General features: G+C 38.4%; 22 protein-coding genes and 1 pseudogene. 9 read left to right on the top strand and 14 right to left on the bottom strand.

The window, feature by feature from the left end; translation table 11 throughout:
• Positions 1-58: 58 nt before the first annotated feature.
• The 3 genes and pseudogenes from G6N06_RS00230 to map all read right to left on the bottom strand — a co-directional run bounded on the left by G6N06_RS00230 (position 59) and on the right by map (position 2115).
• A complete protein-coding gene (locus G6N06_RS00230) occupies positions 59-823 on the bottom strand; it encodes a class I SAM-dependent methyltransferase (protein ID WP_163514045.1) in 765 nt (254 codons plus the stop codon).
• Between the two features lie 47 nt (positions 824-870).
• Positions 871-1247: pseudogene (locus tag G6N06_RS00225) on the bottom strand (GxxExxY protein).
• Positions 1248-1296: 49 nt separating this feature from the next.
• Positions 1297-2115 carry a type I methionyl aminopeptidase gene (gene map, locus G6N06_RS00220; protein ID WP_163514044.1) on the bottom strand — a complete coding sequence of 273 codons (819 nt, stop codon included), beginning with the start codon at positions 2113-2115 and terminating at the stop codon, positions 1297-1299.
• A gap of 122 nt (positions 2116-2237) precedes the next feature.
• On the opposite strand from map, the gene G6N06_RS00215 reads away from it, so the two are divergent.
• A complete protein-coding gene (locus tag G6N06_RS00215; protein ID WP_163514043.1) occupies positions 2238-3509 on the top strand; it encodes an acetyl-CoA hydrolase/transferase family protein in 1272 nt (423 codons plus the stop codon).
• Here the strand turns inward: G6N06_RS00215 and G6N06_RS00210 are convergent, their stop codons facing one another.
• Positions 3510-3914, bottom strand: coding sequence for a BT0820 family HAD-type phosphatase (locus G6N06_RS00210; RefSeq protein ID WP_163514042.1), 405 nt, complete (start codon positions 3912-3914; stop codon positions 3510-3512).
• A 53-nt stretch (positions 3915-3967) separates the two neighbouring features.
• On the bottom strand, positions 3968-5485 hold the full coding sequence (gene gpmI / locus G6N06_RS00205) for a 2,3-bisphosphoglycerate-independent phosphoglycerate mutase (protein ID WP_163514041.1): 1518 nt from the start codon (positions 5483-5485) through the stop codon (positions 3968-3970).
• Between the two features lie 293 nt (positions 5486-5778).
• On the opposite strand from gpmI, the gene G6N06_RS00200 reads away from it, so the two are divergent.
• Entirely contained in the window at positions 5779-6162 is a 384-nt protein-coding gene (locus G6N06_RS00200) for an ankyrin repeat domain-containing protein (RefSeq protein WP_163514040.1), read from the top strand.
• A 185-nt stretch (positions 6163-6347) separates the two neighbouring features.
• Here G6N06_RS00200 and G6N06_RS00195 read toward each other — a convergent pair whose 3' ends face one another.
• Positions 6348-7076, bottom strand: coding sequence for a M15 family metallopeptidase (locus tag G6N06_RS00195; protein WP_163514039.1), 729 nt, complete (start codon positions 7074-7076; stop codon positions 6348-6350).
• 75 nt (positions 7077-7151) lie between these two features.
• Here G6N06_RS00195 and G6N06_RS00190 point away from each other — a divergent pair, with 75 nt between their 5' ends.
• A complete protein-coding gene (locus G6N06_RS00190; RefSeq protein ID WP_163514038.1) occupies positions 7152-7577 on the top strand; it encodes a GNAT family N-acetyltransferase in 426 nt (141 codons plus the stop codon).
• A 116-nt stretch (positions 7578-7693) separates the two neighbouring features.
• Here G6N06_RS00190 and pepE read toward each other — a convergent pair whose 3' ends face one another.
• Positions 7694-8401, bottom strand: coding sequence for a dipeptidase PepE (pepE, locus tag G6N06_RS00185; RefSeq protein ID WP_163514037.1), 708 nt, complete (start codon positions 8399-8401; stop codon positions 7694-7696).
• A gap of 199 nt (positions 8402-8600) precedes the next feature.
• On the opposite strand from pepE, the gene G6N06_RS00180 reads away from it, so the two are divergent.
• The 6 genes from G6N06_RS00180 (at position 8601) to G6N06_RS00155 (ending at position 14274) form a co-directional block, all read left to right on the top strand.
• Positions 8601-9413 carry a BamP family beta-assembly machinery protein gene (locus G6N06_RS00180; protein ID WP_163514036.1) on the top strand — a complete coding sequence of 271 codons (813 nt, stop codon included), beginning with the start codon at positions 8601-8603 and terminating at the stop codon, positions 9411-9413.
• A 40-nt stretch (positions 9414-9453) separates the two neighbouring features.
• Complete coding sequence (locus G6N06_RS00175; protein ID WP_163514035.1) at positions 9454-10200, top strand: carboxypeptidase-like regulatory domain-containing protein; 747 nt, start codon at positions 9454-9456, stop codon at positions 10198-10200.
• A complete protein-coding gene (locus G6N06_RS00170; protein ID WP_163514034.1) occupies positions 10197-10967 on the top strand; it encodes a hypothetical protein in 771 nt (256 codons plus the stop codon). Before G6N06_RS00175 ends, G6N06_RS00170 begins: the two co-directional genes overlap by 4 nt.
• A 62-nt stretch (positions 10968-11029) precedes the next feature.
• Positions 11030-11530, top strand: a complete 501-nt coding sequence (locus G6N06_RS00165; RefSeq protein ID WP_163514033.1) for a DUF6702 family protein — start codon at positions 11030-11032, stop codon at positions 11528-11530.
• 67 nt (positions 11531-11597) lie between these two features.
• Positions 11598-13904, top strand: a complete 2307-nt coding sequence (locus tag G6N06_RS00160) for a M1 family metallopeptidase (RefSeq protein WP_163514032.1) — start codon at positions 11598-11600, stop codon at positions 13902-13904.
• A 79-nt stretch (positions 13905-13983) separates the two neighbouring features.
• Positions 13984-14274: a Sec-independent protein translocase subunit TatA/TatB gene (locus G6N06_RS00155; RefSeq protein ID WP_163514031.1), complete on the top strand. Its 291-nt coding sequence runs from the start codon at positions 13984-13986 to the stop codon at positions 14272-14274.
• 116 nt (positions 14275-14390) lie between these two features.
• Here the strand turns inward: G6N06_RS00155 and G6N06_RS00150 are convergent, their stop codons facing one another.
• From G6N06_RS00150 to G6N06_RS00120, 7 genes are all read right to left on the bottom strand, one after another.
• Positions 14391-15497, bottom strand: coding sequence for a transporter substrate-binding domain-containing protein (locus G6N06_RS00150; RefSeq protein WP_163514030.1), 1107 nt, complete (start codon positions 15495-15497; stop codon positions 14391-14393).
• A 125-nt stretch (positions 15498-15622) separates the two neighbouring features.
• Positions 15623-16543: a YeiH family protein gene (locus G6N06_RS00145; RefSeq protein WP_163514029.1), complete on the bottom strand. Its 921-nt coding sequence runs from the start codon at positions 16541-16543 to the stop codon at positions 15623-15625.
• 74 nt (positions 16544-16617) lie between these two features.
• Positions 16618-17502 carry a LysR substrate-binding domain-containing protein gene (locus tag G6N06_RS00140; protein WP_163514028.1) on the bottom strand — a complete coding sequence of 295 codons (885 nt, stop codon included), beginning with the start codon at positions 17500-17502 and terminating at the stop codon, positions 16618-16620.
• A 1-nt stretch (position 17503) separates the two neighbouring features.
• Entirely contained in the window at positions 17504-18145 is a 642-nt protein-coding gene (locus G6N06_RS00135) for an O-methyltransferase (RefSeq protein WP_163514027.1), read from the bottom strand.
• 119 nt (positions 18146-18264) lie between these two features.
• Complete coding sequence (locus G6N06_RS00130) at positions 18265-19350, bottom strand: amidohydrolase family protein (RefSeq protein WP_163514026.1); 1086 nt, start codon at positions 19348-19350, stop codon at positions 18265-18267.
• A 124-nt stretch (positions 19351-19474) separates the two neighbouring features.
• Positions 19475-20005, bottom strand: a complete 531-nt coding sequence (locus G6N06_RS00125) for a 3-hydroxyanthranilate 3,4-dioxygenase (RefSeq protein WP_163514025.1) — start codon at positions 20003-20005, stop codon at positions 19475-19477.
• A gap of 236 nt (positions 20006-20241) precedes the next feature.
• Positions 20242-21024 (bottom strand): SDR family oxidoreductase, encoded by a 783-nt coding sequence (locus G6N06_RS00120; RefSeq protein ID WP_163514024.1) that lies wholly within the window; start codon positions 21022-21024, stop codon positions 20242-20244.
• Positions 21025-21157: the final 133 nt, after the last annotated feature.

Here is a 21157-nt window from a genome sequence, read left to right as displayed (position 1 = left end):
TTTAGCTGCATTTTTTTTAAGTCCCAAAAAACCCCTTGCAACTCCTTGAAATAACCTCTCACTTCCGCACTAAGGGAATAATCTCTCCTTTGGCCAAACAAAAACGCGTCACCTCCACATCTGAGAGCTGAGCAGTATAATCTACTTCTGCCACACTAAACCCAATAGAACGAAGCTTATCAAAATAATCAAGACCATAAATCCGAACATGATCATATTGTCCAAAGATTTTAGCGCGTTCCTTTCTATCGGTTATGCTGTCATCTTCAAAAGTTTTTGCTCTTGAAAGATCCTGCGGAATCTGAAAAATGCCATAGCCTCCTGGTTTCATAATTCGATATAATTCTTGCATCGCTTTGGTATCATCCGGTATATGCTCTAATACGTGATTACAAAAGATGATATCAAACTCATTATCCTTAAAAGGCAAATTGCAAATATCAGCTTTCACGTCAGCCAATGGCGAATTCAAATCGGTAGTAACATAGTCCAAATTCTTCATTTTACGGAAGCGTTTATAGAACGCTTGTTCCGGAGCAAAATGCAAGACTTTTTTGGGAGCTGTAAAGAAATCGGTTTCATTTTTGAGATACAACCAGAGCAATCTGTGGCGTTCCAAACTCAAGGTTGAGGGGGATAATACGTTGTTGCGCTGGTTGCCATATCCATAAGGTAAAAAGGATTTGAAGCTTTTACCATCAATTGGATCCGTGAATGCGTTGCCTTTTAAAAAGAAAGCCAAAACAGGGCGTGCCACGTAGCTCAGCCTGATAAGGATTGGCCTTGGGATGGTGTTGAGGATGTATTTAAAGAGTTTTTTCAAGTTGTATCACAGAGATTCGCAGAGAAAACGCAGAGTTACACAGAGATTTATTGAGGTGTGTTGATAAAGCGTTTAATGCCTGATGTTAGTGGTTTTGAGTGAAAATTAATTAGTAATCCTATCGGGAATTGACCTAATTTTAAATAGGTCAATATTTGGGCGGTATGGACTCTGTAAATTTCTCTACAGTTTTTATTTCAATGACGACTTCGTTTTCGACCAGAAAATCAATCCGATAACCATGGTCTAAGACGATATCTTTATAGGTTATGGGTAAAGGAATTTCTTGCTTCACATCAAAACCTTGAGATTCTAGTTCATAAAATAAACACTTTTGATAAGCAGATTCCAATAAACCTGGTCCCAAGGCCTTGTGAACTTCAATCGCTGCTCCAATAATTCGTTCAGTCAATTTATCATCCATACTTTTTTGTGAAATCTCTGTGAAATCTCCGTGTAACTCTGTGAAATAGTTAAAGCACCAAAGTTTTTTGTCTAAACTCATCCTCCTCATCAGAAACAATCCCCAGAGCCTCATAAATATACCCAAAGGTTGACAATATTTCAGGTTTGCCATCCACGAGAGCTACATCGTGTTCAAAGTGCGCACTTGGTTTTCCATCTAAAGTCACAATAGTCCAGCCATCATCCAGTTGTTTGATTCGGTGTGTTCCTAAATTGATCATAGGTTCGATGGCCACAACCATGCCTTCAATAAATTTCTTTCCGCGTCCGCGTTTGCCGTAGTTCGGCATTTCAGGATCTTCGTGCATTTTTTTGCCTAAGCCATGTCCAACCAATTCGCGCACAACACCATATCCTTCGGCTTCGCAATAATTCTGAATGGCATAACCCACATCACCCACGCGATTGCCAATTTTAAATTCCCTTATCCCAACGTATAATGACTCCTTGGTAATTTGGAGGAGTTTTTTCACCTCCGGAGCCACTTCACCAATTTCAAAGGTATAAGCATGGTCACCGTAAAATTCGTTCTTTAAGGCGCCACAATCAACCGCCACCACATCGCCCTCTTTTAAGGGAACGTTTGTTGGCAACCCATGAACAACAGCTTCGTTGGTGCTGCAAAGTAGGGTGGATGGACAGTCATAAAGTCCTAAAAATCCTGGAACTGCACCTTGCTCACGGATAAACTCTTCCGCCATTTTGTCCAATTGCATGGTGGTCACGCCTGGTTTTATTTCTTTGGCCAACATGCCCAAAGTTTTGGAAACTATTAAGGCGCTTTCGCGCATTAATTCAATTTCTTCTCTTGTTTTTGGTATAATCATCGTAAAAAAAATATGGTGCAAAGATAATTAAAATAAATGGGGAGGACATTGTTCACGAACATGATATATAACAGTTTTTAAATGGATTTTGTTATATAGTTTTGTAATTAAATAGAAGAACTATGTACAAAGCAATTTCTGCAGAAGATGCCGTAAAGGCAGTAAAATCAAATGATCGTGTTTATCTACAAGCGGCGGCGGCTGCTCCACAAGTATTGATAAAAGCCTTGGCCAATAGACATGAAGAACTGAGACATGTCGAAATATGCCAATTACATACTGAAGGTGTAGCGCCTTATGCGAATCCTGAATTGAAAGATAGTTTCCATGTCAATTGTTTTTTTATTGGTCAAAACGTAAGACATACTATAAGAGTAGGAAATGGATCATATACTCCGGTTTTTTTAAGTGAGCTACCTTTGCTTTTTAAGCGCCGCATCATCCCATTGGATGTTGCCTTAATCCATGTCTCAGTTCCGGATAGACATGGATATTGTTCTCTTGGAGTTTCTGTTGAAGCGACGTTGGCGGCTATCGACAATGCTAAATATGTGATTGCCCAGGTTAATAAGCAAATGCCACGAACGCACGGTGCAGGGATTATTCATATAGCTGAGATCGATGCATTTGTAGATTGTGATGAACCCTTGCCAATTCATGAAATGGCAGAGCCAACTATTATAGAAGGAAAGATTGGCGATTTTGTTGCGGGTTTAATTGAAGATAGAAGCACTTTGCAAATGGGAATAGGGAGTATACCAAACGCGGTATTGACCCGATTGACCAACCATAAGGATTTAGGGTTGCACACTGAAATGTTCAGTGATGGTGTAATTGATCTTATTTTGAGCAACGTGATCAATGGCAATTACAAAAGCATTAATAGGGGCAGAGCATTGGCCACTTTTTTGATGGGCTCAAAACGCTTGTATGATTATGTTGATGACAATCCGTTTATTGAGATGCGCGCTTCAAATTACACCAATGATGTGTCCATCATCAAACAAAATCCACGAATGGTCGCTATCAACTCTGCAATAGAAGTTGATCTTACTGGACAGGTTTGTGCCGATTCTATTGGGTCTAAAATCTATTCAGGTGTAGGCGGACAAATGGATTTTATCAGAGGCGCTTCATTAAGTGATGGAGGAAAGGCGATTATAGCTTTACCATCCCAAACGAAAGCGGGTATCAGTCGTATTGTTCCAAGTTTAAAACCGGGAGCAGGAGTGGTGACTACAAGAGCGCATGTAAATTATGTGGTCACTGAATATGGAATTGCAGAATTGTATGGCAAAACGATTAAAAACCGGGTCAAGGCCTTAGTGAATATTGCACATCCTAATCATAGAGAATCTATTGATAGGCAGTATTTTGATTTGATCAATACCTGATTATCTGAAAAATGAAAAGAACCCCCTTTTTTTCTCTGGGATCTTGGGCTCTTCCTTGGTGATGATTTGATACACTTCGCCCCAGCCAAGAACACCGCCAATATTTCGGTCATCAATAAAAAGATCGGCGTTTATTTTGCGACTTTTGGTGTTGTCAAACTCTTCTTCTGGAAAACTTTTATTGACGGCATAAAACGTGATGCCGTTCTGTTTACAGAATTCTACGGCCTCATCGAGGCTTTTACCATATCTGTAAGTCCATAAAATCAACCGATGCCCATCTTCCTGGAGACGCTTTAATGTTTCGAATGCAAAAATGCGCGCTTTTCCAATTCCTGGATAACGGTCTTCTACAATAGTGCCATCAAAATCCACAGCTATAATGAGTCTGTTCTGAAAATTCATGAGTCAAGGCTTTGGAGCAAAAATACAATAAATAAACTGCTTGTCTATATTCATTAGATCAACGAATGTTGAGTCATGATTTTTGGTTGTGGAATGCCCATTAATTTTAAAATTGTTGGTGCCAAATCGCCCAAAATACCATCGTTAATGTGTTTCAGGTCGTTATCAATTAAAATGATAGGCACTGGATTGGTCGTATGTGCGGTGTTTGGAGAACCATCCGGATTGATCATGGTTTCGCAGTTGCCATGATCGGCAATCAGTAAGGTGGTGTATCCGTGTTCCAAAGCGGTGGTCACCACATCTTTTACGGCAATATCAACCGCTTCGCAGGCCTTGATTGCGGCTGCCATAACCCCTGTATGGCCCACCATATCGCCATTGGCAAAATTGAGGCAAACAAAATCGACCTCCTCGCTTTTTAGTTCTGGTATTAAAGCATCCCGCAATTCAAAAGCACTCATTTCTGGTTTCAGATCGTAAGTGGCAACTTTTGGTGAATTGCGTAAAATACGTTTTTCCCCATCAAAAGGAACTTCTCGGCCTCCGGAAAAGAAAAATGTGACATGTGGATACTTTTCAGTCTCAGCGATGCGGATCTGCTTTTTATGGTGTTTCTCCAAAACTTCTCCTAAAGTTTCGGTTAGGTTGTCTTTTTCAAAAACGACTTTAATTCCCTTAAAGACATCATCATAATTGGTCAAGGTCACATAATACAAATCGAGTTTGTGCATGTTCTGTTCATGAAAATCATATTGTGATAAGGCTTGAGTCAACTGTCTCCCACGGTCAGTTCGGAAATTGAAGAAAATAACCACATCACCATCCTTAATTTTAGCTTTGGGATGTCCATTTTGGTCAGTCATCACAATTGGTTTTATAAATTCGTCCGTCACCTCGTGGTCATAACTTTTTTGTACGGACTGAATGGCATCTGTAGAAGTTTCTCCAATGCCATTCACTATAGCATCGTAAGCAAATTTGACACGTTCCCAACGTTTATCCCTGTCCATCGCATAATAACGACCTGTAACCGTTGCCAATTCGGCAGAACTATTTTTAATATGGTCTAGAAGTTGTGCTATAAATCCTATGCCTGATTTCGGATCGACATCACGTCCGTCGGTAAAGGCATGGACAAAAACCTGATCAAGATCATATGCTTTTGCAGCATCCAACAATCCGAATAAGTGATTGATGTGCGAATGCACGCCACCATCACTGAGCAGACCTAAAAAGTGAACTGGTTTCTGATTTTCTTTGGCGTATTTAAAAGCATCTACCAACACCTGCTCTTGTGCTAATGTATTGTTTTGAACCGCCAAATTTATTTTAGCCAAATCCTGATATACAATTCTGCCAGCACCTAAATTCATATGCCCAACTTCGCTATTGCCCATCTGGCCTTCAGGCAAGCCCACATGGAGACCATCAGTTCGTAAAGAAGCATTGGGATATTTAGTATATAAGGAATCAATAAATGGAGTATGGGCGTTATCTATGGCTGATACTTTTGGGTCTGGAGATTTTCCCCATCCATCAAGAATCATAAGAATGACTTTTTTGTTCATGGTGCTTTATTTAGAGTCCCAAAGATAAAAGTTTAAAGAATCAAAGCATATGATTAAGGCTTAAAATACTTATAAATTTAATTCGCAGAAGTCAGATGGGCTATGTGTTTTATGTCATTGCGATATTCTTAAAAGTATCGTCCAAATGTTTATAAAATGTTAAAATTTAGAGGTTTTTATATAAATAATGTAACACATCCGATTTAGAATCGTCTTTCTTATACAATCAAAAAATAATCATTAACTCGTCCGTACCGAAAAGTTAGGTTAGGGCGGATCAAAAATCATTCATCATGAAAAAAACAATCATTATTTCGGCAATCGCATTAGGTTTTGCTTTTCACATCTCCAATGCAGCTCCAACAACTGAAACCTCACAACTTACAAGTGTTGTAAAAACAAAAATTTCGGTCAGCCCTTTTTGCATGTCTATTGTCAAAGGCGATCTCGAAACGGTCAAAAAGTTAATTGATTTGGGTGCTGATGTCAATGCATCTTCAAATGGCATGACGCCCGTCATGTACGCTGCCAAGTATAACAGGGTAGAGATTTTGGACTTACTAATCAAAGAAGGTGCTGAATTAAAAACGAGATCAGAAAAGGGCTTGAACGCTATGGACTATGCCAAACGATCCAAGGCTAATGATGTTTTGGCCTATTTGAAAAATCTTTCATAGAACGAAAGTTGGGTTAGTATTTGAGAAAGCTTCTTATTTTTAAGAGGCTTTTTTAATACCCTCCAGTGAATTTTAACACTCTGAGGCTTGGCTCGATCGAAAAGGCAATTTCTTATTCATACTTCGTGGGCTTGTCCGTCCGTGCCGGTCGGACGGGCTTCGAGGTTCTTGATTTTAGACTGAACCTACAACAGCTCCGGATTGATGTCCAAAATATTTTCAGCGTAATAAGTGTCCAAAAAAGAATTGGTCAGATGTTCTTGGCCCATCAGCGATTCCCTGTTGAGAATTTCTTTTAAATTTAATTTCCTGTAGGCCTTGAGATAGTTGCATGAAAGCGGTTTGTAACTATAATGCCAGGGTTCATATTTAAATCCTTTCCTCCCAGGTTTATTGGTGTAAACCAAATGAAACCCATAGTCTTTAGAATACGAATCCATCCATTGTTTGAGATTGACATAACAGCCTTGCCCTTCAAAATGACCCGGGCTCAAGACGTCTTTGGGTTGGGCCACATTGGCATCAATAATATCCATGTCCGTGCCCCAATGATGTCGAGAGGTTCCTGGAATGGTAGAATATTCGATGATTTTTTGAATTGCTTGTTCTGGAGTTAAACCTTGTTGAGTGAAATTTTTGTATTTGCGTTCCCAGATCCGATTTTGATGTGCAAAATTCCGATAACTCGACACGACTTGAATCGATATCTTGTCCCGAAGAGCGGCATTTTTCATCTTAGTGAAGGCATCAAAAGCTTCCTTTCTTATTTGAAAGCCGTTGCCATAAAGTGTTGGACTCCCTTTTCCTATGAGTTCCTCATAGCTTAATTCAGAATGGTGAAATGCGAATTGAGGAAGTATGCCCACAGCAACAGTGCCGAATGTGATGGTCTTTATAAAATCTTTTCTATTCATATTTTAAAATAATCAATCAAACTTAACCAATTTAGTTTTGAAGTAATTTATTTATTTTTACTTAAAAATTATAGTATGCCCATATCGTTCAAAATACTTGACCCTTCTCAGATCAATACGATCATTCCATTGATGCTAAAATTGAACAATCATAAAATTTCCGAAGCGGTGCTCAAGCAGCGTTTTGCTGAAATGGTCACTCAAAACTATGAGTGTGCTGCTCTTCATGATGGCGATAAGCTTATCGGGATTGCCGGCATGTGGTTTTGTACCCGTCATTATTCGGGGAGAAGTGTAGAATTGGACCATGTGATTATTGATGATGCTTATAGAAAGAAAGGTTTGGGCAAGCAGTTTATGAAATGTATCTATGATTATGTGGCCCAAAAGGGTTACCAATCAATAGAACTGAATACTTATGTGCAAAATCATCCATCGCATAAGTTTTATATGAATGAAGGCTTTGAGATTTTGGGCTATCATTTTTTGAAAAAACTTTAGCAAGCAGTTACGGATTTTTTTTTAGACACGTTCCGATAGCTATCAGAATCACGAATTAACTTTGCTCTAAACTATTGATAATGACACTGATACTGCGAATTAGGCTGTCGACAGAACTACTTCAGCCCACTCAAATCCGTGCCTGTTTCCACTTCATAAGGCGCCTTATTATATTCAAAAATACGCGCATCCAATTCGCCTTTCAATACAATATTCTCACCGTTCACTTTAAGCCAACTGCCTTCTCTAAGTCCGACAACGGGCTGTGAATTAAAAGCATGAAACTCTTGAATCCGTGTTTCTCTCGTTTCGCCCATGTGTTTGCTGCTGGGATCAGGATCTAAATAATGCGGATTGATATTAAAAGGTACTAGGGCCAAGGTCTTAAAACTTGGTGGGTACACAATCGGCATGTCATTGGTCGTATTAATAGTGAGTCCGCAAATATTACTGCCTGCACTTGTGCCCAAATAAGGTGTTCCTTTAAAAATCACTTCTTGCAGCGTGCTGATCAAATTGTTTTTATAAAGCTGATTGACCAACACAAAGGTATTGCCACCCCCAACAAAAATGCCTTGTGCGGTATTTAAAGCTTCTTTAGGATTGGTAAACTCGTGGATACCTTTCACTTTTTTTCCTATTTCTGAAAATGCTTCTTGGGCCTTTTTTGTGTATGCGTCATGACTTATGCCCCCTGGTCGTGCGTACGGGATAAATAAAATTGTATCGACATCTTTGAAAAAGAAAGTCAATTCCTCTAAAAGATAGTTTAAATAACCGCTTCCATGTATGGTTGAGGTACTGGCAATAATCATCTGTTTCATAGATAGGTATTTCGTCTTATGGATTTACTAGGTGGTTTGTTGTAGGAAACCTCCTGAAATTTGTTCGCAATAGCTGTATTCTCAAATATTTTGTTGTAAATTTAAGTAATCTACCAATTTAACAAAAGTTTAATCAGGCTTTAGAATTTAATTAAGAGAGTTCATACGTTCTTTATCAGCCTAACTAATATTCCATCTTATGAAAACAGCTTTACTTTATCTATTTCTCATTACACCTTTCTTCTTATTGACTGCGCAAAATATACAACGCGTGGAGGTTTCAGGAAAAATTGTGGTGAACAGTGATGATTTAGAAGGGATCACAGTCTATAATACATCCGCTAAAAAAGGTGTGCTCACTGACGAAAATGGATTGTTTACGGTTAGTGTTGCATTAAATGATATTATTGAGTTTAGAGCTTTGCAATTTCAAGAATTTACCGTGACCATTGATGAAAACATCATTAAGACAAAGAAAATGACCGTGTTTTTGGTAGAGAAAATCAATAAACTGGATGAAGTGGTCATTTTGCCTTATGATCTCTCCGGAAATCTACTGGTAGATATCGAAAGTGTCAAAACTTTTAATCCCGATTTGGATGCCATCTATTTCGGTTTGGCAAATATGAATGAGTATGACTTTCCTGATGACTATAAATCAAAGGTGGTCAACGTTGCCATGCCCGGAACTGGAAATAATATACAATATGGATTTGATGCCATCGGGATTGTTGATTTATTCTTAAGACCAATTTTTAAATCCAAGAAGAAGAGAGACAGTAAAGACATGGCATCTACAATTTCATATGATGATTTTGCAAATCTATACAGCACGAAGTTCTTAGTTGAGAATTTTAATATCCCTGAGGACAAGGTTGGTGATTTTATCAGTTATGTTGAAGCCCAGGATGTTGATGATTCACTTTTGAATTCAGGAAATGAGTTTCAGTTTTTAGAATTTATCAGTGTTAAAAGTAAAGAATTCTTAGCCAAAGAAGGTGGTAAAAAGTAACTACATTGTTCCTTTTTTCTTAGTTGTTGGATTTCACCTTATGATGGGACAAACGGTCGATGTCAAAGGCCAGGTCGTAGCTAATGACGATGTGGATGGCATTCATGTTTTAAATAACACCTCGAATACTTTTACCATTACGAACAGCAGAGGCGAATTTTCCATCCCCGCAAAACTGAATGATACCTTAGCATTTTCAGGAGTTTCGTATCTGTTAAAAAAAGTAGTTGTGGGTCAAGATATGATCAATTCAAAAGCAATGACTGTTTACCTTACTGAAAAAATAAATGCTTTGGATGAAGTTGTTGTGGGTAAAATATTGACCGGCGATTTGAGTTCAGATCTACTCAATTCAGGAGTGGAGCGTGAAATTAATTTTTTTGACTTGGGAATTCCCGGCTATGTTGGCAAGCCCAAAACACAAAATGAACGTAGGTTGTACGATGCTGACCACGGAAAGTATTTTTATTTCTATGGCCTTTCAGCCGCCGTAAATGTCAATAAAATATTGAACAGATTAAGCGGAAGAACCAAAAAGCTAGAGCATAGGGTGTATCTCGAAACTAAAGACAAATGCTTAAGTATAGCCAGATCCAATCTTTCAGAAATCCTGTTTAAGGCACATTTTTTGGAAAAAACACATAGAAATGAGTTTTTCTATTTCTGTGCCGATGATTCTAAATTTGACACGCTTTGTACCATTAACGACGATTTTAAAATGCTTGAGTTTCTGAAAGAAAAACTGATAAGTTTTAAATCCAATCTCCAACTTAAATCCGAAAAGTGAGAAATGGCTTAATTTTTAGTTTGGTCGTATTGTACGGTGTGATGAACGTCTACGGACAATCTGATTATATCATCGGAACAATTAGTGCACCTCACGAAGTGGATGGCATCCATATTATCAACAAAACGGCGAGCAGATTTACAATTTCCAATAGCAGTGGCGAATTTGTTATCCAGGCAAAATTAAACGATACTATTCTTTTTTCTGGAATTTCCTATCAGCCCAAGGAAATTGTCGTTACCAAATTCATTATCGCATCTAAGGAATTTACCGTGCATTTGGAGGAGTTGGTCAATGTTTTGGATGAGGTCGTGGTAGGCAGGATACTTACGGGCGATTTGTATTCAGATATTACGAATGCTGAACTTGAACGTGACCTCGATTTTTATGACTTGGGCATTCCAGGTTATACGGGGAAATTAAAGACCCAAACAGAAAGGCGCCTGTATGAAGCGACCTCAGGAGGTGGTTTAATACCACTTTTTCCAATTATTAATGCCATCACCGGACGTACAAAACGACTTAAGGCGCACGTGAAATTTGAGAAATTGGATGGTTGTCTCGAAAAAATGAAATCTGATTTTTCTGATGATTTATTTATCAATTCCAACTTGGAAGATGGCGCTAAAGCAGAGTTTTTCTACTATTGCCAAGATGATCCCGCGTTTGAAAAGTACTGTAAACTAAAGAATGACATGGCGACTTTCGAATTCTTGAAGGCTAAATTGGAAACTTTTAAAACCATTCTTCAAACACAAAAAGAGTAAAAATATCTTTTTGATTGTTTTTTGCAATTGACAAAACTGTATTTTTGCAGTTCAAATTCACTATGAACATCATTAAAATTTTTGTTTTAGTTCTTGTTTTTCCGCTGTTGCTTTCAGTAAATGCGCATAAGTTTTATGTGAGCGTTACTGAAGTTGCGTATGTGAACGAGAAAAAGTCCGTACAGATAATCACCAGAATTTTCATTGACGATTTGGAGAACGCTTTGCGCCAACGCTATAGCAAACACCTGACTTTTGCTCCGGAAAATGAAGCCGAGGAAGTAGAATTCTATTTGGAACGCTACTTAAAAGATAAAATTTCCATCCAGATCAATGATAAAATCGTTGCTTTCAAATATGTCGGAAGAGAATATGACAATGATATTGTATTTTGCTATTTAGAAATTACGGATGTCAAGGAAATCAAGAGTTTTCAAATTTCAAATAAAGTGTTGTTTGAAAGTTTTGATGACCAGCAGAATATTGTAAAACTTAAAATAAATGATCAAAATAAGAGTGTTATTTTGATCAATCAGTCGGACAATGTGCTTTTGAAATTTTAATTTTCTCTTGTTGATTCACCCGATTGAATTAGTACTAACCTCTTGAACTATTAATTATCTGTTTCCAATGAAAATATTCAAACTATTATGCCTCGCGTTGCTGTTTACCTCAGTGAGTACCTATGCACAGATTGACACGAAGCCGGACCGTAAACCTGGCCATGTCAATACCAATAAATTCAGACAGTTGTACAATGAATTTTCAACGCCCAATATGTATCGATCGGCTTCTGGTGCCCCTGGTGTTGCTTATTATCAACAGCAGGCCGACTATAAGATGAACATCGAATTGGATGATCTGAACGCCAAAATTTCTGGCGATGAGGTCATAACCTATACCAACAATTCTCCAGACGTGTTGACTTACCTTTGGTTGCAACTCGACCAGAATATGCGCGCAAAAGATTCCAAGTCACCTTTAATTGAGAGTAGGGGTGTAGCAAAAGCAACATCAACCTCCCAGTTTGCCTCCGATTATTTAACTCAAGAGTTTGATGGCGGATTTAATATTTTAGAAGTAAAAGATGTAAGCGGAAAACCCTTGCCATACACCATCAATCAGACTATGATGCGTGTGGAACTTCCACAACCTTTAAAATCAGGGGAGAAGTTTTCTTTCAGCATTAAATGGTGGTACAATATCAATAATCATATTAAGGATGGCGGACGCTCTGGATACGAATACTTTCCTGAAGATGGAAACAGGGCTTATGTCATTGCACAGTTTCATCCCCGAATGGCAGTTTATAACGATGTTGAAGGTTGGCAGAACTCGCAGTTTTGGGGACGTGATGAATTTGCTTTGCCTTTTGGAAATTATGAAGTGAACATTACCGTGCCTGCCGACCATATTTTGGATGCCACAGGCAAACTGATGAACCGAAAGGAAGTGTTTTCGAAAAAGATGTTGCAACGCTATGAAAAAGCCAAGAAATCGTTTGATGAGCCTGTCTTGATTGTGACCCAGGAAGAAGCCGAAAAAGCAGAGAGGGGCTTTTCAAAAGCGAAGAAAACTTGGAAATTATACGCAGAGAATGTGCGCGATTTCGCCTTTGCAACTTCTCGTAAATTTATCTGGGATATGATGGCCGTGAAAGTGGGTGATAGAGAGGTCATGGCGGTGTCATTGTATCCCAAAGAAGGAAATCCACTTTGGGAGGAATGGTCTACAAAAGTTGTGGCAAGTACCTTAAAATCCTATTCAAAGATGACTTTTGATTACCCGTATCACAAGGCTATTTCTGTGCATGCGGACCGACAAGGAATGGAATATCCAATGATTTGCTGGAATTATGGACGTCCCGAAAAGGATGGGACTTACAGTGACCGCGTTAAATATGGCATGATGGGGGTGATCATTCATGAGGTTGGACATAACTTTTTTCCGATGATTGTCAATAGTGATGAACGCCAATGGACATGGATGGACGAAGGGCTAAATACGTTTCTTCAATATGTTGCCGAACAGGATTTTGGCGAAGCCTATCCAGAAGCCCTATCGCCAAATGATAAAAAATTTCCATCCCGTCGCGGACCTGCGGAAAACATCATTCCTTATATGGAAGGCAATCAAGATTATATTGCGCCAATCATGAGCAAAGGCTTGAACACCTATCAATTTGGAAATAACGCCTACGGCAAACCTGCCACGGCACTCAATATTTTAAGAGAAACCGTTATGGGCCGGGAGTTGTTTGATTATGCCTTTAAAGAATATGCACGCCGTTGGATGTTTAAGCATCCTACACCGGAAGATTTTTTCAGAACCATGGAAGACGCCTCAGCCTTCGATTTGGATTGGTTTTGGAGAGGTTGGTTTTATACTACAGATTGGGTAGATATTGGCATTAAAGAGGTCACCAAGTTTTATGTGTCTTCAGAGCCAAACCAATATATGAAAGATGTTGCAGCACGAAGAGGCTTGGATATCAATAATCTTTCGCCAATGGTGTTTATGGTTGAAGAGGGTGCTGATGAACTTACGGAAACGATAAAAAGCGGGATTCAGGCAGAGGATATTCCAACGCTCCAAGAATATCTCATGGACAACTTTACAAAGGAGGAACGTCAAAATATAATCACGCCAAAATATTTTTATAATGTCATTTTTGAAAAACCAGGGGGCTTGGTCATGCCAATAATTGTCCAATATAATTATGTGGATGGTACTTCTAAAACTGAAACTTATCCCGCAGAAATATGGAGATTGAATGACCGACAAGTCAGCAAGGCGATCCCTTCCCAAAAAGAGATTAGCTCTATAGTCGTCGATCCAAACAATGACACTGCAGATATTGATACCTCAAACAACGCTTGGCCTAAAAGGATTGAACAAAGCCAATTTGATAGTTTTAAGAGCAAAGTTCAAGAGTAAATAACTTTAACACAAAGAGCCGATTAATTTAACAGTCGGCTTTTTTATTGGATTCAAAACATCTCACTATATTTGCATTGTGATACTACATTCTACATTTTTGTTTATAGGCACCACTGAGGTCATGTTCATACTATTTATAGTCGTGATGGTTTTTGGTGCAGATAAAATACCTGACATTGCTCGAGGTATGGGCAAGGGCATGCGTACGCTTAGAGATGCCACCAATGACCTCAAGTCTGAGATTACAAAAACTGCAGAAAAGAACGGCATCAATACTACTGAGCATACCAAAACTTTTACCGATGAAGTACAAAAGGTGAAAGATGAGTTGGAAGAGACTATTGGTTCAGTGAAACGCAAGTTGTGATTCGATTCGGATAATAATTAGCCTCTTATATTTGGTTCTCTTAATGGAAATCTTTTTCTTGGAGGTATAAGTTTTAGTTGAACCGTTAAGAACTGACTCTCATTTTAGATTTATTTTTAATCGTCCTTATCTAAATAATGTTGGACAATATTTATGATTTCTTGACTTTCTGCAAGTTTTAATAAGGTCCGATTGACATCATAAATCAGTTTTGAATCTGTGGGAAAAGCGAATCCGTAACCTTGTTTAAAATATTCCGCTTTGGCAATAAACAAGTCTTCATCTTTATGGTTCTTCATATAATATAATAGTTGTGGCCGGTCGTACACCACGGCATCCACCTCTTTGTTTTTCAATTTTGACATCGCCTCGATGAGGTTATCCACACCTGTAATCTTGGCTTGATGTTCATTTAGGAATTCCTCTGAAGGGGAAGCAGAAACTGTTGCCACTTTTCGACCGGATAACTGTTCGATATTGGAGAATGTTGAGCTGCCCAGCGATGACAAAGTGAGTGTGCTTGCAATACCGGCGACCATTGAAGTTGCGAAAATAATGGAAATGATCATCCAACTGCCTGCAATAATCCGTCCCCATAAAGTAATAGGTGCTTTATCTCCATACCCAGTGGTACTCATGGTTACAATAGCAAGCCACATGCCTGTGCCAATACCGTCGGCAATTTTTGACGGAAATTGTTCTGGTGATCTTTTTCTCTCAGCTAACCACAACAAAGTACCCACAATTGCTAAAATAATCAAGAAAACACCAATAGCGAATACTAGTTTAATACTAAACAGAGGCTCGAGTTTTTGCCAAAGCGTAAGGTCGTCAATGCGAGAGACAATTGCCAAGCTTGAATTATAGAAGGGTTGCGAAAAACGCATATACTCAAGACGTTGTGAGGTAATACTTATTGGACCAGCAACGACATCAAGTTCTCCTTTGTTTAATGCGTATAAGGCATCTTCTACGGTATCAAAGGTTTTGTAGCTGTAATCCCAGGATTTAGCTTTGGCGATATCTTCCCATATTTCTATGGCAATTCCTTTGGTTGAAGAGTTTTTTGAGAAGACAAAGGGCTCGTTGCCGGCAACGCCAACGATTAACTTCTTAGTTAGGGACCGATCTACTTTGGTCTCTTGGGATTGAAGTGAATTGGTAAATAATGGGGAAATAAGGAATAAAAGAAATAATGATGTCGCAACGGTTTTTAATCTCATAAAATGTGTTTTGGAGAGCGTTTTACTTGTGGATTATATAATACTACAAATATCGTTTTCATACAAGTTTTTTTAAGCGATACTTAAGAAATTTGTGATTTATTTCTCAGTTATGCCACATAACTTTAGAAGCAAATATAAATTAGGGAGAAAACTGATATGAAGACCCAAAGTGAAATCGCGAGCGCAATGGGTTTAAAACCAGTCTGCTTTAAATCTTTAATTGAAATTGCTGACCCTACCAAAAACAAAGTAACAACCAGTAAACGTTTGGAAATGAATACGATGTTGCCGGTAATAGCAGTAGGAAGAACACCATAACTGTTGATCCCAATAGCTAAAATAAACAGACCAATAAAATAGGGGATTTTAATTTTTTCACCTTTGGTTTTAAAAAGAAACATAGAACATATTGACAAGGGAACTATCCATAAGGTTCTGGATAGTTTAACGGTGGTTGCAATCCTTAGGGCCTCATCACCATATCCCATTGCGGCTCCTACCACAGAGCTGGTGTCATGTATGGCAATGGCGCACCACAAACCAAATTGACCTTGGTTTAAATTGAACCAATGGCCAATTGGAGGAAATACAAAAAGAGCAATGGAGTTGAGCAAAAATACAATTCCCAAAGCCAAGCTGATCGTTTTTCCGTTCGCTTTGATGACGGGTGAAATAGCGGCAATGGCACTCCCGCCACAGATGGAAGTGCCTGAAGTAATGAGGTGCCCCAACTCACGATCCAATTTTAATAGTTTGGTCAGAATTAACCCTATGCTTACGGTCAAAATAATCGAGTAGAAGGTTAGGCCAAGGCCTTCTTTGCTGGTTTCAAAAGTCTCTTTTATAAACATCCCAAATCCCAAACCTACAACGGCAATCTTTAGCAAAAGATGAATGGCTTTTTGGCTGTGCTTTATAAATGGATTAGTGAAAATAAGAGTAAATAAAAAACCTAAAAGTAGTGCTGCTTGACTATTGACAACCCCCGAAAGCAAAATCAAAATAAGGAGTATGTAAAGGGATTTTGATAAATATAATTTCATGCCGTATGAATTGTTGACACAAAATTATAGTTTAGACATTACTAATAAGCAAATTAATATTTGGTTCTTGATAACTAATAGTTATAATTGGAGCGAACAAAATTTTCGAAGTAATCCATGATTTTGGAGTTGAAACCTGTTCTTGAGACAAAATAAAACCAACGTTCCATGCTCATGTCTTTAATATCAATCACTTTTAACTTGTTGTTCATCAAGTCGTCGGTGAGTGCATTGATGGATAGCAAAGCATAACTGTCAGAATGGTAGAGATAATTTTTAATAGCCTCTGTACTATTGAGATGCAAGGAGATATTGAGCTTTGGGATGTTGTTTTTTTTCAAAATACTATAAATCACATCCTTGGTTCCTGAACCCAATTCTCTTTCCACCATCGGTAGTTGCTGTAAGGCGGATTTATCAATGGTATTATTTTTAACGGATTTGTTCTGTGCGTTTGTAACAAGCACAATTTCATCTTTGATGAACTTTTTAAAATGAAGTTGTTGGTTGTGGTGTTTTCCTTCGGTAATGCCAAAATGGAGATGTTCGTTAAGAATTAGGCTTTCAATTTCTTCCGAATTGCCACTCGTAATCTCAAAATGGACTTGAGGGTATTGTGCTCTGAATTTTGCTATAATTTTCGGAATGATGTACGTAGCTACTGTTGTGCTTGCTCCAAATTCAATCTGCTCGGGCATGGTGGTTTTTAAATTCAAAAACCGATTGTTCATTTCGTCATAAATCTTCAGAATCCGATTTACATAAATTAAAAAAGCTTTCCCGTCATCAGTGAGTTCAATCGAATTTCTTCTTCTGATAAAGAAATGGCTTTTATAGGCTTCTTCTAAATTTTTTATGGTTTTTGAAACTGCTGGCTGGGATATAAAAAGAAGCTCAGAGGCCTTTGTAAAACTCAATTGCTCGGCCACAACTTTGAAAATGTGCAATTTGGTTTTCATCTTACTTTTTTCTACTTATCGTCAAGCCATCACGAATAGGTAGCAGAATGGTTTCAACACGATCATCGTCTTTAAGTAGTTTATTGTAGGCCATTATAGCTTCAGTTGAAAGATCATCTTTCTTCAGTGGTTCAAGCACTTTTCCACTCCAAAGAACATTGTCTGAAAGAATGACACCTCCAGGATTTAGTTTGTCCATGATGAGATGAAAGTAATTGCTATAGTTTACTTTATCGGCATCTATAAAGACGATATCAAAATTGGGCTTTAGCTTGGGAATGATGTCCAAAGCATTCCCTAAATGCTGATGGATTTGATTTCCAAAACTTGATTTATTAAAATATCTGCGTTGAAAATCTACCAATTCCTCATTGTTGTCAATAGTATGAAGTTCACCTTCTTTTTGGAGCCCTTCAGCTAAACATAAAGCAGAATAGCCTGTGTAGGTTCCAATTTCCAATATGTATTTGGGATTGACCAATTTCGATATTAAACTCAATACCCGACCTTGATAATGGCCACTGAGCATGCGTGGTTGTAATATTTTTTGATGCGTTTCCCTGGAAAGTTGTTGTAATAATTCTGGTTCGTTTTCAGAATGACTTTCAATATAATTCTCTAATTGATCTGATATAAAATGCATGATTTTCTCTTTAATTGGTTTGTGGTCGTTTATTTTTAAATTACCTCATTCAATTTAAATTAACTAACGAATTGGATTTACGGAAACTTCCACGATAATGCTGGCTAGCTAAACATTATTTAGCCTAAAATTCTATTGAGTAGTCTTTGCTTGGCCTCCTCATCTTCACCACATAACCATGTTATCACGTTGTCTTCCCAAATGGCGTCACGCTCTTCTTCCGTAATAATTTCGCGCTTTATGGCCAGATCCAAGATTTTTCCAGGATATGAAGATTGTTGTGCGCTTTCCATTTCTCCCAATGGATAAGGATCATCCAAGCCCATAATGACTTGTTTTGAACCTTGGTTTTTGATCAATAATTGCAAACCTCCAGTGTCGTGTACCAAGGTGTCAAAGAAAATATTTTTGTGACCAACCGCTTTTCTTGGATGGGTTTTTCCTTTGAATAAATCTGGTCGACCATCAAACCCTTGGATCCTTCGTCCTAAATTGATTTGTGCCAATTGTCCCCCATGGGCAAAACAGGTACGCATATTGGGATATTTTTCTTGATAGCCATTTAGAGTTAAAAAGTGATAGGCATCAGCACATTGTGCCAACATCCAAATCAAGTGGAATCGCCAGGAGGTATTTTCTAATTTGATGAATTTCTCGCCATCATAAGGATGAATTTCAACGGCTAAATTGTATTTATTGGCCATTTCAAAAATGGGCTCATTTTCTTCGTCAAAAATACATCGCCAGGTACCAATAGTGTCCATATAATGGGTGGGTAAGCACAATAATTGCATGCCCAATTCTTCAACACAACGCTCAATTTCCCAACAGGCACCACGTACAAATCCGGGATGGACAACAAATCCGCAAGTAAATTTGCTCGGGTTCTCCCGTTGTATTTTGGCATTAAAATCGTTTTGAAATCGCAAAGCCTGTTTCATTTCTTCAACACGCAATCCATTGCCGTACAATTGAGACAGATTTAAAACAACCGCATGATCAATGTTAAACCGCTCCATCCACAGCAACTTGTCATCCAAAAAAAAACTCGAATCCGTTACTGGTCGACTCCAATCTTTTTGAAGCATAAATTTCCGGTCTTTATCCACCCAAAAAATTTCTTTATCCTTCATGAATTGAGGAATCTCCTCCGGATAAGGCAGGAGATGTGAATGGCCATTGATACGAAGTTTACGTTTTGTCATGATTAGTTCCCAACAAAATGGGTATAGTTTTTTAAAGTAGTTTATAATTGAAAATTAAACCCTGATTTCATCTCAGTTATTGTCGATGAAACGGGGTTTCTTTTAACAAAGAAGAGGAACTTTGTCAATCTATTTGTACCTTTTTGGGTGGTTCCATCAATTCACCACAATTGGGACATTTTCTTTTGTCTTTATCGTTGTAATATTTATCGAAAATTTTAGGCATATCTGTTTCTATATTTTCAACGGTAAAATCTTCTTCATATAATTTCGTGGTACAGTTTTCACAAAACCACAGCAGTGCATCACGCATCCCTTCTGGGCGCTTGTATTCTATGACCAAACCGACGGTATTTGCGCCACGTTGCGGGGAGTGCGGTACTTTTGGAGGTAACAGATAAATATCACCTTCCTTGATGTGTACATCCTTTGGTGTGCCGTTGTCGATGATTTTCAAGACGATGTCCCCTTCCACCTGATAGAAAAACTCAGGGGTTTCGTTGTAATGATAATCTTTCCGATTGTTAGGGCCACCAACCACCATCACGATGAAATCGCCGTCCTTCCAAACCACTTTATTTCCAACAGGAGGTTTTAATAAATGACGATTTTCTTCAATCCATTCCTTGAAATTTATGGGAGATACTAAGTTCATGGTTTCTGTTTTTTTTGCGTTAATTTTCAATACCTGCAAGGTTTTTGAAACCTTGCAGGAGGGATAGGTCAGGCTGTCGGCAGTTGTTCTCTCCGGATACTTTAGTGAGAGGAGCTCCAATCCAGATAGCTATCGGGACCTCCATCCTTAACGCGAGATTTCGCACTTAAAATTAAGTATAAAACTGCAGAACAAAAAGTCTTCCTTTCGGTTCTTATTTACAAATTCATTCTTTACTATAATGATTTTGTTCGTCCGCCATCAACAGGCAGATTGATGCCATTGATATAACTGGCGCATTCACTTGCCAAAAAAGTCACCGCATAAGCCAGCTCTTCTGGTCTTGCAAATCGTTTTGCAGGGACTGAACTTTTCATCGCATTGGCAGCTTCTTCTTCGCTACGGCCAGTTTTAGCTGATTTATCTTTAATTATTTCCGTCAGTCGATCCGTTGCTGTTGCTCCTGGAAGTACATTGTTGACGGTGATCCCATATTGACCGAGTTCATTGGCTAATGTTTTGCTCCAATTGCCAACGGCACCACGAATGGTATTGCTCACGCCAAGCCCATCCAAAGGTTGCTTTACGGATGTGGATATGATATTGATGATGCGGCCATATTCTTCATCCTTCATAAACGGAACAACAGTTTGCGCCAAAATATGATTGCATTTTAAATGTTGGGTAAACGCCTTATCAAATTCGTCGAGCTTTGCCGAAAAAACGGGACCTGCTGCTGGTCCGCCAGTATTGTTGACCAAAATATGGAAGCCATGGTGTGTTTTGATAAACTCAGAAACCTTGTGTTGCAGTTCTTCAGGGTTTGAAAAATCCGCCATAATATAACTGTGATCTTTTGAATTGGGGAGTTCAGCAATTACCTGTTTCAGTTTTTCCTCATTTCTCGCCACCAAAGTGACATGTGCACCTTCCGAAGCTAATGATATGGCCGTTGCCTTTCCTATTCCCGCTGTACTTCCGCAAACCAATGCGTATTTGTTGTTTAGTTTTAAATCCATAATATACTCCCTGCGAAGGCAGGGATCTTTTTAAGGTTAATTTATATTAGAATAAAGAATAAAGAATAAAGAATAAAGAATAAAGAATAAAGAATAAAGAATAAAGAATAAAGAATAAAGAATAAAGAATAAA

Origin of the sequence: Gelidibacter japonicus, from assembly GCF_010725055.1 — a bacterium.
Taxonomy (GTDB): Bacteria; Bacteroidota; Bacteroidia; order Flavobacteriales; family Flavobacteriaceae; genus Gelidibacter; species Gelidibacter japonicus.
The sequence above is the reverse complement of the archived record's forward strand: the minus strand, read 5'-3'. Positions and strand labels throughout refer to the sequence as shown.

Coding starts and splice junctions, on each gene's coding strand:
- G6N06_RS00215 (WP_163514043.1), top strand. CDS start 2,238: ATGTACAAAGCAATTTCTGCAGAAGATGCCGTAAAGGCAGTAAAATCA.
- G6N06_RS00180 (WP_163514036.1), top strand. CDS start 8,601: ATGAAAACAGCTTTACTTTATCTATTTCTCATTACACCTTTCTTCTTA.
- G6N06_RS00195 (WP_163514039.1), bottom strand. CDS start 7,076: ATGAATAGAAAAGATTTTATAAAGACCATCACATTCGGCACTGTTGCT.
- pepE (WP_163514037.1), bottom strand. CDS start 8,401: ATGAAACAGATGATTATTGCCAGTACCTCAACCATACATGGAAGCGGT.
- G6N06_RS00165 (WP_163514033.1), top strand. CDS start 11,030: ATGAACATCATTAAAATTTTTGTTTTAGTTCTTGTTTTTCCGCTGTTG.
- G6N06_RS00120 (WP_163514024.1), bottom strand. CDS start 21,024: ATGGATTTAAAACTAAACAACAAATACGCATTGGTTTGCGGAAGTACA.
- G6N06_RS00210 (WP_163514042.1), bottom strand. CDS start 3,914: ATGAATTTTCAGAACAGACTCATTATAGCTGTGGATTTTGATGGCACT.
- G6N06_RS00130 (WP_163514026.1), bottom strand. CDS start 19,350: ATGACAAAACGTAAACTTCGTATCAATGGCCATTCACATCTCCTGCCT.
- G6N06_RS00140 (WP_163514028.1), bottom strand. CDS start 17,502: ATGAAAACCAAATTGCACATTTTCAAAGTTGTGGCCGAGCAATTGAGT.
- G6N06_RS00175 (WP_163514035.1), top strand. CDS start 9,454: ATGATGGGACAAACGGTCGATGTCAAAGGCCAGGTCGTAGCTAATGAC.
- G6N06_RS00190 (WP_163514038.1), top strand. CDS start 7,152: ATGCCCATATCGTTCAAAATACTTGACCCTTCTCAGATCAATACGATC.
- G6N06_RS00160 (WP_163514032.1), top strand. CDS start 11,598: ATGAAAATATTCAAACTATTATGCCTCGCGTTGCTGTTTACCTCAGTG.
- gpmI (WP_163514041.1), bottom strand. CDS start 5,485: ATGAACAAAAAAGTCATTCTTATGATTCTTGATGGATGGGGAAAATCT.
- G6N06_RS00145 (WP_163514029.1), bottom strand. CDS start 16,543: ATGAAATTATATTTATCAAAATCCCTTTACATACTCCTTATTTTGATT.
- map (WP_163514044.1), bottom strand. CDS start 2,115: ATGATTATACCAAAAACAAGAGAAGAAATTGAATTAATGCGCGAAAGC.
- G6N06_RS00125 (WP_163514025.1), bottom strand. CDS start 20,005: ATGAACTTAGTATCTCCCATAAATTTCAAGGAATGGATTGAAGAAAAT.
- G6N06_RS00150 (WP_163514030.1), bottom strand. CDS start 15,497: ATGAGATTAAAAACCGTTGCGACATCATTATTTCTTTTATTCCTTATT.
- G6N06_RS00135 (WP_163514027.1), bottom strand. CDS start 18,145: ATGCATTTTATATCAGATCAATTAGAGAATTATATTGAAAGTCATTCT.
- G6N06_RS00200 (WP_163514040.1), top strand. CDS start 5,779: ATGAAAAAAACAATCATTATTTCGGCAATCGCATTAGGTTTTGCTTTT.